The 11,556-nt window shown below is 74.9% G+C and carries 9 protein-coding genes and 2 pseudogenes; 5 read left to right on the forward strand and 6 right to left on the reverse strand.

All coding sequences use genetic code 11. From position 1 onward, the window contains the following. Positions 1–22 precede the first annotated feature (22 nt). From PATMI_RS0113210 to PATMI_RS0113230, 5 genes are all read right to left on the reverse strand, one after another. Positions 23–724 carry a hypothetical protein gene (locus PATMI_RS0113210; RefSeq protein ID WP_026911232.1) on the reverse strand — a complete coding sequence of 234 codons (702 nt, stop codon included), beginning with the start codon at positions 722–724 and terminating at the stop codon, positions 23–25. A gap of 105 nt (positions 725–829) precedes the next feature. Then, positions 830–1,255 (reverse strand): hypothetical protein, encoded by a 426-nt coding sequence (locus PATMI_RS0113215; protein WP_026911233.1) that lies wholly within the window; start codon positions 1,253–1,255, stop codon positions 830–832. A 53-nt stretch (positions 1,256–1,308) separates the two neighbouring features. Continuing rightward, positions 1,309–1,584: a hypothetical protein gene (locus tag PATMI_RS0113220; RefSeq protein ID WP_026911234.1), complete on the reverse strand. Its 276-nt coding sequence runs from the start codon at positions 1,582–1,584 to the stop codon at positions 1,309–1,311. A gap of 87 nt (positions 1,585–1,671) precedes the next feature. Then, positions 1,672–2,880 (reverse strand): fatty acid desaturase family protein, encoded by a 1,209-nt coding sequence (locus PATMI_RS29875; protein WP_342673050.1) that lies wholly within the window; start codon positions 2,878–2,880, stop codon positions 1,672–1,674. A 407-nt stretch (positions 2,881–3,287) separates the two neighbouring features. Continuing rightward, the gene (locus tag PATMI_RS0113230) at positions 3,288–4,358 is read right to left on the reverse strand and encodes a ferredoxin reductase (RefSeq protein ID WP_051471577.1); all 1,071 of its coding nucleotides are present in this window, start codon (positions 4,356–4,358) and stop codon (positions 3,288–3,290) included. Between the two features lie 427 nt (positions 4,359–4,785). On the opposite strand from PATMI_RS0113230, the gene fabR reads away from it, so the two are divergent. Next, positions 4,786–5,433, forward strand: coding sequence for an HTH-type transcriptional repressor FabR (gene fabR, locus PATMI_RS0113235; RefSeq protein WP_036725810.1), 648 nt, complete (start codon positions 4,786–4,788; stop codon positions 5,431–5,433). A gap of 3 nt (positions 5,434–5,436) precedes the next feature. Here fabR and PATMI_RS0113240 read toward each other — a convergent pair whose 3' ends face one another. Continuing rightward, positions 5,437–6,522, reverse strand: a complete 1,086-nt coding sequence (locus PATMI_RS0113240; protein ID WP_026911237.1) for a helix-turn-helix domain-containing protein — start codon at positions 6,520–6,522, stop codon at positions 5,437–5,439. Between the two features lie 477 nt (positions 6,523–6,999). On the opposite strand from PATMI_RS0113240, the gene PATMI_RS34595 reads away from it, so the two are divergent. The 4 genes and pseudogenes from PATMI_RS34595 to PATMI_RS37495 form a co-directional block, all read left to right on the forward strand. Then, complete coding sequence (locus tag PATMI_RS34595) at positions 7,000–8,832, forward strand: efflux RND transporter periplasmic adaptor subunit (protein ID WP_051471578.1); 1,833 nt, start codon at positions 7,000–7,002, stop codon at positions 8,830–8,832. Between the two features lie 38 nt (positions 8,833–8,870). Next, positions 8,871–9,587: pseudogene (locus PATMI_RS29885) on the forward strand (ABC transporter ATP-binding protein); the annotation flags it as partial. A gap of 167 nt (positions 9,588–9,754) precedes the next feature. Beyond that, a complete protein-coding gene (locus PATMI_RS0113255) occupies positions 9,755–11,113 on the forward strand; it encodes an ABC transporter permease (protein ID WP_026911238.1) in 1,359 nt (452 codons plus the stop codon). A 49-nt stretch (positions 11,114–11,162) separates the two neighbouring features. Further along, positions 11,163–11,556 (forward strand): annotated as a pseudogene (locus PATMI_RS37495) (hypothetical protein); the annotation flags it as partial.

Raw genomic sequence — 11,556 nt, forward strand, 5'->3', positions numbered from 1 at the left:
CGGTGACGGACGGGACCGGGTGTCACGCGGCGAGCAGCGCCAGGGTCGGCGACCGGTCCGGGTCCGCGGAGGCGTCGGACGGTCCCCCGGGGGCGGCGGCCCGCTCGGCCTCCGCGGTGAGCTCCTGGACGCGACGACAGCTCGGGGTCCGGTCGAGGAGGTCCCGGGGGAGGTACTCGACCGGGGACGGGACGCGGTCCGGGCCGCTGAGGCCCGTGCCGACGAGGGTCGACTCGAGGCCGATGACGTCGTCGTACGACGAGAGCGCGAGGACCGCCGCGCGCGAGTCGCGCAGGACGCGGTCGAGCCCGGACCGGTTCCGCTCGACGCGGCGTTGGTAGTCGGACCACCGCTCCGGTGCCGTGAGCGCGTACATGTCGCGGGCGCTGCGCTCGACCGCGTCGAGGCCGTCGACCATCCCGTCGCGGGTGTCGGCGACGAACTCCGCCTCCGTCTTCCCCTCGGATCGCGACTGCTCCTCGGTCTCCTCGGCGTCGGGGACCGCCTCCAGCAGCCGCAGGCACATGGTCTCGGTGCCCCGGACGTAGGCGTCGGCGGCCTCCTGGTCCTTCCCCGCGTCGGCCAGGTCGGCCGGCCCGACGCAGCCGGTGGTGGAGAGCGCGATCGCGAGCCCGGCGGCGGCGGGGATCAGCCAGGCGAGCGCCGGCGGACGCGACGGGACGCGGCGGACGGGCGGGCTGGAGCGGGGGGTGGCGGGGCGCACGGCGGTTCCGGACTTCGGGGACGACGGGGTGGATCCACCCTGTCGTCGCCCCGGCGCCCGGAACAGGACCCCGCGGGGTGGACCGCACCACCCCCCTGCCGGTCCTCAGCCGGCGCGCCGCCGGCGTCCCAGCCACCGCGCGACCCGGACCGCCAAGGACGGGCGGGCCCAGCGCGGCGGCCGGACGCGGGTCAGTCCGCGCTCGTGCGCGGCGGGCCAGTCGGCCCAGCCCTCGCGGCCGAGGACGGTGACGGCCGTGAAGTCGTGCTCGCCGCCCCGGTCGTCGCGCATCAGCACGACGAGCAGCCAGCCCCCGACCTGCACGAAGAGGTCGGCGTCGTTGCGGGAGTCCGCCCACCGCGGGCGGTCGTGGACGACGCTCCCGTCCCGGGCGACGAGTCGTCGCAGCTGCGCCTCGAGCTCGGGGCGCGATCGCTGCGGGACCCCGGCGCGCTCGCAGAACCGCTCGAGCGCGTGGTCGGTCCAGCCGATGCGGAGGCGCTGCGTCGGGGAGGCGGTGGTCGCCGGCACGACGCGGAACGGTACGGGGCGGGACGGCCGTCCCGCCCGGACGACGGTGCGGCCTAGGGCCGCGGGACGTCGACCTCGGCGCCGTCCTCGTCGTCCTCGCGCGCCGCGGCCTCGCGGGCGGCGCGCTCGGCCTCCTCCGCCTCGTGCTCCCTCAGCGCGCGGCGGGAGGCCTCGCGCATCTCGAACACGTCGGTCGCGAACGAGCCGATCTCGCGGGCGACGTCACGCACCGCGCCGGTCACGATCGTGGCGATCCGGCCCACGTGCGTGGCCCCGGATTCGACGGCCTCCTGGACCAGGTCCTTGCGGGTCTCGAGCGGTCCGGGCATGCGTGCAGCGTACCGGGAGGACGGCGGCCGGGGGTGTGGGTGGGCGCACTCGCGACCGGCGGTAGGAACCGCCGGTCGCCCGCGCCCTCAGGCCGTCGCGGCTCCGCGGGCGCGGGCCGCGGAGACGGCGGCGCCGGCGACGACCTTCGCCCCGTCCGCCGCCGCGCGGGCGCCGGCCCCGGCGCCGCGGGCGACGGTCGTGGCGACCTTCGTGACGCGTCCCGCGCGCCCGCTCTGCACGTACTGGTCGAACTCCCCGGCGGTCGGCACCGAGAGGCGCGCGATCTTGCGGAAGACCGTGAACAGCTGGTACGGCAGCGGGCCCGAGTGGTAGTCGAGGCCGTAGCGCTCGCAGGCCTCCTTGACGTCCACCGAGATCTCGGCGTAGCGGTGCGCCGGGATGTCCGGGAACAGGTGGTGCTCGATCTGGAAGCTCAGGTTGCCGGACATGATGTGGAACAGCTTGCCGCCGCTGAGGTTGGCCGAACCGAGCAGCTGCCGGACGTACCAGCCGCCGCGCGTCTCGTCGGCGGTCTCCTCCGCGGTGAACTCCTCGACGCCGTCGGGGAAGTGGCCGCAGAAGATGATCGAGAACGTCCACAGGTTGCGGACGATGTTCGCCGTGACGTTGGCGCTCAGGGTCGCCGGCGCGCCGGGGCCGGCGAGCAGCGGGAACAGCACGTAGTCCTTCAGCACCTGGCCGCGGACCTTGCCCCAGATCGCCTTGAGCATCGGCAGGCGCTCGCGCAGGTCCCAGGTGCCGGCGCGGAGCTCCTCGGTCTCGAGGTCGTGCACGGCCACGCCGTACTCGAACAGGAGCGCGAGGGCCGAGACGTAGCCGAGGTTCCCCAGGTAGTAGGGCTCCCACGGCTGGTCCTCGCTCATGCGCAGGATCCCGTAGCCGATGTCGCGGTCCTTGCCCACGATGTTCGTGTGGGTGTGGTGCATGTAGTTGTGGCTGTGGCGCCACTGGTCCGCCGGACAGGCGGTGTCCCACTCGAAGGTGCGGCCGTTCAGCTCCTCGTCCTGCATCCAGTCGTACTGACCGTGCATGACGTTGTGGCCGATCTCCATGTTGTCGAGGATCTTCGACGCCGACAGCGCCGCGACGCCGCCGACCCAGAACGGCGGGAACCACGCGAACTCCAGCAGCGCGCGACCGCCGAGCTCGAGCCGCCGCTGCGCCTTGATGATCGACCGGATGTAGGTCGCGTCGCGCTCGCCCAGGTCGTCCATGTGCTTCTTGCGGATGGCCTCCATCTCGCGGCCGAACGCGTCGAGCATGTCCTGGCTCATGTGCGGGACGGCGTGCAGCGGGCCCGGGATGGCCGACGTCGCGGAGCCCGGCTCGGCGACCGCGACGTCGGTCGACGAGGTGCCGCGGGAGTGGCCGCGGCCGACGCTCGCGCCGGAGGCCGGGGACGCGGTGGTGCCGGCGACGCCGGACGCGGTGCCGTCGACCGTGGCCGACCGCGACTCGCGGTCCGGGGCCTTCGGCGACAGCGGGCGGTCCGACTTGGGGACGGCCTTGAAGTCGTCGTCGGCGTGCTGGGTGGGGGTGGCGGTCGGGGTGCTCATGGAGGGCTCCTCAGGAGATGGGGCGGAAGGTGGGCGGCGGTCGCGGGGTGGCGCGGGATCGCGGGAAGGGGGTGCGGTCGCGGGTGGCGCGGGCGGGCGGTGCGGTCGCGGGGCGCGGGCCGGGACTAGAGGTCGACCGACACGTCGCCGACGGGGGCGGAGACGCAGATGCGGATCTCCTCGCCGGGGACGCCGCCGATCGCGCCGCTCAGCGTGTCGCGGACCTGGCCCGCGTTCAGCGTGCACTTGCAGGTCAGGCAGATGCCCATCCGGCAGCCGTTGACGGGCGACAGCCCGGCGGCCTCGGCCTGCTCGAGCAGCGTCGAGCCGTCGGCCTCGGACGACACCCCGCTGCCCGCGAACGTGACCGTGCCGAGCTGGTCCGGATCGAGGTCCGGCAGCACCGGGGGTGCGAAGTGCTCGAACCGGAGCGGCGTGATCAGGCCCTGGTCCTCCCACAGCGCACGGGTCGCCTCGACCAGGGCACCGGGTCCGCAGACGAACGCGGCGGCGTCCTCGTCGACCGGGAGCGCGCGGCGCAGGTGCTCGGGACCGAAGCGGCCCTCGAGCTCGCCGCCACCGTCCCGGGTGAACGTGCGCAGCAGCGTCACGTTCGGGTGGTCGGCGGCGATCGCCTCGAGGTCCCGCGCGTAGAGCAGGTCCTCGGCCGACCGGGCGTAGTGCAGGAACGTGATCTCGCCCGCGTGGCCCTCGTCGGTGAGCGTGCGGAGCATCGACAGCACCGGGGTCACGCCGCTGCCGCCGCTGATCAGGACGATCCGGCGCGGGCGGACCTCCGGGAGCACGAAGTCGTCTCCGCGCGGTGCGGAGAGCCCGACGAACATCCCGACCTCGGCGTGCTCCTTCAGGTGCCGGGAGACGACGCCCTCGGGATGCCGACGGACGGTCAGCTCGATGTCGCGCGTCCGCGGGTGGGCGGACCCGGACGGCGAGTACGACCGGCGGTGCCGGACGCCGTCGACCTCGACCGTGATCTCGACGTGCTGGCCGGCCCGGAAGCCCGGCCACGTCCCCGTCGGGCGCAGCGTCAGCGTCACGCTGTCGTCGTTCTGGTGCCGCACGGCGACGATCTCCCCCCGGATCCGGCGGACCGCCCAGTCGGGGCGCAGCAGCTCGAGGTAGTGGTCGACGTCGTGCGGCCCGGCGAGCGCGTCGGCGACCCGCGTGCCCAGCATCCGTTCGGCGAGACCGCCGCGGCGTCCTCGGCGGCTCGAGGGCCGATCGGTGAGCAGGGGGGAGGAGGTGGCGCTGGCGGTCATGGTGTGAGCCGTGGAGTTCGGGTGCGGAAGGCGGCGTGCGGGTGCGCCGGGTCCGGGCTGTCCGGTGGCGCGGGTTCGTGCTGATCCCGGCGGTCCCGCCTGCGTCGGCAGCACCCTTCGGATTTCAGTGCACAAGTGTTCGGTGAACAGCTGTGCACAAGACTAGTCGGCGGTGCCGGGCCGTCAAGCGATCCGTAGGCTGTGGCAGTGACATCGGGCACACCGTCGTCCGACGGGCCCGGTGGACTGCTGACATGCGCCGAGTGCCCGCTCACCAGACGACCCCGGAGGACCGCGCCGCCCCGGGCGACCGGACCGGCCGGCGGACGCGGGGCGGAGGATCGTGAGCTCGTCCGAGGTCGCGACGACGGACGCCGGCGCACCGCTCACCCGCCAGGAGCGCAAGCTCCGGACGCGCCAGGCGCTCCTCGACGCCGCGCTCGATCAGCTGGAGAGCCGCAGCTTCGGCGCGATCAGCCTGCGCGAGGTGTCCCGTGCGGCGGGCATCACTCCCACGGCGTTCTACCGGCACTTCGAGTCGATGGAGGAGCTGGGGCTCGTCCTCGTCGACGAGTCGTTCGCGTCGCTCCGTGAGATGATGCGCGCCGGCCGGGCGGAGGTCCAGGCCCCGGGCGACGACATCCGTGCGTCGGCGAGCACCCTGGTCCGGCACGTCGGCACGCACCACCCGCACTACCGGTTCATCGCCCGCGAGCGGTCCGGCGGCATCGCCAGCCTGCGCTCCACGATCGCCCGGGAGATCCAGTCGTTCTCCAACGAGCTCGTCGACGACCTCCGGCGCTACCCGGTGCTCGGCGAGCTCGACCACGCGTCCCTCGACCTCGTCGCCGGACTGATCGTCACGGTCATGGTCGCCACCGCCGAGCGCCTCCTCGACGCCCCGCCCGAGGACGAGGCCGCGATCCTCCGGACCACCGAGGACCGCATGCGTCTGATCGTCCTCGGCTCCCTCCGCTGGAACCGCGACTGACCGTCACGCGGGGGCGGGGTCGGCGTCGGGCGGTCGGTCACCTCGTCCCCTGGTCGCGCAGAGCCAGTCCACCAGCACGTGCAGCGTCACGTCGCCCGACGCCGACGCGGCCTCGTAGCGCTCGATCGCCTCGCGCCGCTCCTCCTCCGCGGTCCGGCGCAGCGCGGCCTCCCGTCCGAGGCGCCGGGTGTCCTCGTCGAGGCGGTCGATGCGGGCGTGCGCGGCCCGCCGTCGCTCGGCCACGGCCCGCCGCGCGGCAGCCCTGCGCGGGTACCGCACGTCGCGCGCCTGCCGGGCCAGCCACCGCACGTGCTCCACCACCCGGTCGCCGACCGACTCCGCGTCGTCATCGCCCGTCTCCGCGTCGTCGCCCGGAGACCGTCCCGGCGCCCAGGCCGACCTCCAGGTCACCGCGGTGGGAAGACCGCGGCCGTCGTCGACGACGGCCGACGCGGTGCGTTCGCGCCGGTGCGGACGAGGATCCAGCGCACCCGGCCCGATCCTGAGCGGACGCCCGATCCCGATCGCGCACTCGAGCCCACCCACCGCCATCGCCCGCCGGGCGCTCCACCGGTCCATCGGCAGGTACTCCACGCGCCACCCGTCGCCGATCCTGCCCAGCACGTCGGCGAGCGCCTCACCCGCCGGCCCGAGCGCCCGGACCCCTTCGTCGCCGACACCACCTGGGTGATCCGCCGGACCACGAGGCGGCGGTGCACCGGGGCCGCCGAGCCCCGGCCGCGCGTCGTCGGGACGGCCGCTTCCCGGTCGCAGGTCGCCCGGGCCGTCGACGACCGCCACGCGGACGACTCCCCGGCGCCCCTCCCGGACCTCGGCCGCCGCCGCGTCGAGTGCCTCGTGTGCCGCGAGCACCGCCCGCGCGGCGGGCAGGACGGCGGCGCCCTCGGGGGTCAGGGCGATCCGGCACCGGTGGCGACGGTCGACCAGGCACATCCCGAGTCGGCGCTCGATCGCGCGGAGCCGGTCCGCCGCCGTCCTCCGAGAGAGACCGAGCGCCTCGCTCGCGCGCCCGATGTGCAGCAGCTCGGCGATGGCGACGAAGGCGGCGACGTGACGGATCTCGTCCACCCCACGACCGTACGACCGGCGCGCACGCCGGCACCGCCCGTCACAGGATCGGCGCGGATTCGTGCCGGTCCCTCGACACGACGTTCGTGGTCCGTGCGCTTCCGGACCCCGATGTCCGGATGAACGTCCCGCACAGGGCCGCTCGGGGAATCGACGCGTTCGCTGCACATTCCCCGACGGCCTCTCGCGGGGGTCCGTGTCGCGGCGGCCGGATCCGTGGGAGAGAGGACCCGGCGACGCCCTTCCGTGCGACGGCCGGGCCGGGGAGGCGCTTCTGCGGGAGGAGTGATCCGTGCTCCGCCCGTCACGCGAGACCCGGACCCTCCGGCGGCTCGCTGCGGGACCGGCGGCGCTCTTATGCCCCACCGCGGGTCCTCTTACGGTGCTCTGCGACGGCGCTGGGACCGTCGACGGGTGCCCTCTGGACCGCCCGAACGACATCGGCTCCGCCTGCCGCGCTCACCCGCCACCGTCGGCATGGGTGCACTCGCGGCCGCGACCGTCGTCGTCGCGATCGCGACCGTCGGTCCCGAGGCCGCCGCGCGGTCGGAGGGGCGCGTCGTGACGGCCAGGTCCGGGGTCGTCCAGCAGACCGTGTCCGGCACCGGAAATCTCGCGCCGGCGAACCAGGTCGACCTCGGGTTCTCCACGTCGGGGACCGTCGAGAAGGTCTTCGTCAAGGCGGGGCAACACGTCGAGGCCGGCCAGCTGATCGCCCGGTTGGACGACGCGCGGCAGAAGGTCGCCGTCGCCCAGGCCGAGGCGACCCTCGACTCGGCCAGGACGGCGCTCGACGACGCGGAGGACTCGAGCGCCACCGCATCGACCACCGGGACGGCGACGACCGCGTCGGCGGACGGGGCCGACGGGACCCGCGCGACGAGCTCGATCGTCGCGACGTCGGAAGGGGTTCGCCTCGCGGCTGTCGCCACGTCCGGACCGGACGACGGGGATGCCCGAATGAGGATCGCCGCCACGAGCACCAGCCGCGGGCCGGGCAACGGCGAGACCGAGGTCCCCGGCACGACGAAGGTCGCCGTCGCTACAACCTCGCCGACGACGAAGGTGGCCGCGAAGACGACGTCGACGGCCACGACGCCCCCCACATCGACCACCCCCACCTCGACGGCGGCCACGCCCAGCACGACCGCGGCCGCTCCCACGACCACCTCGAGTGCCGCTCCGACGACGACGCAGGCAGCTCCCACGACCGGGAGCGGGACGGGCTCGGGCGGGTCGGCCGGCTCCGCCGGGTCGTCCGGGACCGGCAGCGGCACGTCCTCCGGGGCCCGTTCCGGAGGGGGCGCGTCGTCCGGCGCCGGGACGTCCTCGGGAGCGGCCTCCGGGTCGTCCGGGGCCGGGTCGTCGCGGTCCGGGTCCGCAGGGTCGGTGTCGTCGTCCGGGGGATCCGGGGCGTCGTCCGGGGGCTCCGGGTCGGCGACCTCCGTCGCTGCCGCCGAAGCCGCGGTCGCGTCCGCGAAGCTCGACGTGCAGGACGCGGAGGAGGCGCTCGAGGACACGAGGCTGCGGGCACCCGTCGCGGGGACGATCACCGCGCTGGACGGCTCCGTCGGGCAGACCGTGTCCGGCGCCGGGTCGTCGAGCTCCGGCACCTCGTCGTCGGCCTCCGGGAGCACGGGTTCCACGGGCACCGGATCGACCACCGGCGGCGGGGGCGCGTCGTCGGGCGGCTCGTCCGCGACGACGGGGAGCTCCTCGTCCTCCTCCTCGTCGTTCGCGACCCTGGCCCAACTCAGCCGGCTGGACCTCGAGGTGTCCTTCAGCGAGTCGGACATCGGCGACCTGAAGGTCGGGCAGGCGGCGAGCGTCACCGTCACCGCGCTCGACGGCGTGAAGCTCGCGGCGAGGGTGACCGACATCGGGACCACGTCGACGTCGAGCTCGGGCGTCGTGTCGTACCCCGTCACGCTCGCCGTCACCCAGAAGGCCGACGGCGTGCTCCCCGGCATGAGCGCGTCGGCCGAGGTCGTGACGTCGCAGGCGAAGGGCATCAGCGTGCCCAGCCAGGCGGTCTCCGGCCGGACCGTGACCGTGCGGAAGGGCGGGAAGGACACGCAGACGGCCGTCACGACCGGCGTCGTCGGTGACACCTCCACGCAGGTGCTCAGCGGCCTCGAGGCGGGGGACCAGGTCGTCCTGCCCGCGCTGTCGACCACCACGTCGTCCGGCGGCGGCACGGCGACAGGTCGCGGCGGAGCTGCGGGCGGCCTCGGGGGCGGCGGGTTCGGCGGGGGTGGGGCCGCCGGCGGCGGCTTCGGCGGTGGGCCTCCCGGCGGCGGGCGCAACTGATGTCCGGACGGAGCAGCGACGACCTTCGGCGGTCCGGGATGGCCGTCGGCCTCCCGGCACCGGGGCGCGGTCGTCGTCGGCGGACGCCGGTCATCGACGTGCGCGACGTGTCGCGGGTGTACCGGCCGACGCCGGACCTCGAGGTACGCGCGCTCGACGGGGTAACGCTCCGGATCGGGCGCGGCGAGCACGTGGCGATCATGGGGACCTCCGGGTCCGGCAAGAGCACGCTGATGCACGTGCTCGGGTGCCTCGACGCCCCCAGCGGCGGGCGGTACCTGCTCGACGGCGTCGACATGGCCGACATGGACGAGGACGGGCTGTCGGACCTGCGCAACCGCAAGATCGGCTTTGTCTTCCAAGCGTTCAACCTCGTGCCGCGGACGAGCGCGGTGGCGAACGTCGAGCTGCCGCTGGCCTACGCCGGTCTGTCGCGCACGGAGCGGCGCACGCGCGCGGTCCGGGCCCTGACCGCCGTCGGGATGGGGGAGCGGCTCCACCACCTGCCGTCGGAGCTCTCGGGTGGCCAGCAGCAACGCGTCGCGGTGGCACGGGCGATCGTCACCGACCCGCCGCTGGTGCTCGCCGACGAGCCGACCGGCAACCTCGACTCGCGGTCGACCGAGGACGTGCTCGAGATCTTCGACGACCTGCACCGGCAGGGCCGGACCGTCGTCCTCATCACGCACGAGGACGAGGTCGCCGACCGCGCCCAGCGCGTCGTGCGGCTCGGGGACGGGCGGGTGCTGAGCGACACGCTGAACGCCGACGCCGCGCCGGTGGCGCGCGGCGCGCACCGGACCGACGACCCGGGGCCGGGAGGCTGGCGGACCCTCGGGGGTGGCGTCGGTCCTGGCGATCGTTCGTCGCCTTCCGGCCCGACGTCCGCCGGGCAGCACGCCTCCGCCGCGGGAGTCCGCGCGTGAACGCCCGCGAGACGCTGCGGATCGCCCTCGGCGGGATCGTCGCGAACAAGCTGCGGTCGGGGCTGACGATGCTCGGGATGGTGATCGGCGTCGCGTCGGTGATCGTCCTCGTGGCCGTCGGCAACGGGTCGCAGGAGGCGGTGCAGTCGCAGATCCGGGCGCTCGGCAGCAACGTCCTGCTCGTCCAGAGCCAAGGGGCGCGCGGCGGACCGGGTGCGGCCGCGACGAGCAGCAGCACGCTCACCACGGCCGACGCCACCGCGCTGCAGGACCGGGAGCTGGCACCGCACGTCGCGAGCGCATCGCCCGTCGCGACGGTCAGCTCGGCCACCCTGGTCTCGGGCAGCACCAGCTACCAGCCGTCGTCCGTCGTCGGGACCACCGACGGCTACCTGAAGGCCAAGGACTACCGGATCGCCCAGGGGACGAACTTCACCGCGGCGCAGACCAAGGCGCGGGAGCGCGTCGCCGTCGTCGGGCCAACCGTCGTGCAGAACCTCGGCGTCTCGGTCGGGCAGTCGGTGAAGATCGACGGGATCGCGTTCCAGGTCGTCGGCATCACCGCCGCGAAGGGCGCGAGCGGCGCGACCGACAACGACGACGTGGTGATCGCGCCGATCACGGGCGTGCAGGACGCGCTCGCCGGCTACGGGGCGATCAGCCAGATCGTGGTGCAGGCGTCCTCCGAGGGCGGGCTGGACGCGGCGCAGGCCGAGATCACCGACATCCTCGACCGGCGGCACCCGACCTCGGGGAGCTCGACCGCATCGTCGGGCGGCGCGGGGGCCGGGGCGACGGGTGCGTCCGGCGGGGCCGGGGCGGGCGCCGGCGTCACCGGTCGTCGCGCTGCCGCCGCCGCGAGCGGCGGCTCGGGCAGGAGCGCCGGCGGCGCGGCCGGGGGGACGTCCTCCAGCTCGAGCTTCCAGGTGATCAACCAGGGCTCGATCCTCGAGGCGTCGAGCTCGACCACGAGCGTGTTCACGACGCTGCTCGGCGCGGTCGCCGCGATCTCGCTGCTCGTCGGCGGGATCGGCGTCATGAACATCATGCTCGTGAGCGTCACCGAGCGGACCCGCGAGATCGGGATCCGCAAGGCGATCGGCGCCCGCCGCAGCGACATCCTCACCCAGTTCCTGGCCGAGGCGGTGCTCGTCTCGATGCTCGGCGGGGTCGTCGGGGTGCTGCTCGGCCTCGGCGTGGCGCGCTTCGACATCGCGGGCGTGACGCCCGTCGTGTCCGCGTCGTCCGTGGCGCTCGCGTTCGGCGCGTCCGTCCTCGCCGGCCTGTTCTTCGGCACCTACCCCGCCGGACGCGCCGCGCGCCTCCGGCCGATCGAGGCCCTCCGCTTTGAGTGATCCCGGCCGCACGAGGCCCCCCTTCCAGCACGACCACGAGGAGACCCCCGTGACCGACCGGTCGACCACCGATCAGCCCGCCCCCGCGGCCGCCGACGACGACACCCGCGAGCACGCGGCCGTCGCTTCGGCGACCGCCGTGGCCCAGCCGCCCGAGGAGGCGGGGGCGGCCGACGACGCCGGCGACCTGCCGCACGAGCACGACGACGACCCCGTCGACGGGTGGGACGACGACTGGGACGACGCGCCGCGCGAGACGCTCCCCGAGCGCCCCCGGCGACGACTCGTCACGCCCGCGACGCTGGCGCTCGCCGGTGTGGTCCTGGTGGGCGCCGGGTTCATCGGTGGGGCACAGGTCCAGAAGCACTCGGGCGACTCGACGGGTGGCGGTCGGGGCGCCCTCGCCGGCGGTCCCGGCGGGGGCGCCCGCGGCCCAGATCGGA

This window comes from Patulibacter minatonensis DSM 18081, from assembly GCF_000519325.1.
GTDB lineage: Bacteria > Actinomycetota > Thermoleophilia > Solirubrobacterales > Solirubrobacteraceae > Patulibacter > Patulibacter minatonensis.

Excerpts from the sequence above, each read along its gene's own strand:
- PATMI_RS34595 (WP_051471578.1), top strand. The coding sequence starts at position 7,000 with ATGGGTGCACTCGCGGCCGCGACCGTCGTCGTCGCGATCGCGACCGTC.
- PATMI_RS29875 (WP_342673050.1), bottom strand. The coding sequence starts at position 2,880 with ATGAGCCAGGACATGCTCGACGCGTTCGGCCGCGAGATGGAGGCCATC.
- PATMI_RS0113230 (WP_051471577.1), bottom strand. The coding sequence starts at position 4,358 with ATGCTGGGCACGCGGGTCGCCGACGCGCTCGCCGGGCCGCACGACGTC.
- PATMI_RS0113220 (WP_026911234.1), bottom strand. The coding sequence starts at position 1,584 with ATGCCCGGACCGCTCGAGACCCGCAAGGACCTGGTCCAGGAGGCCGTC.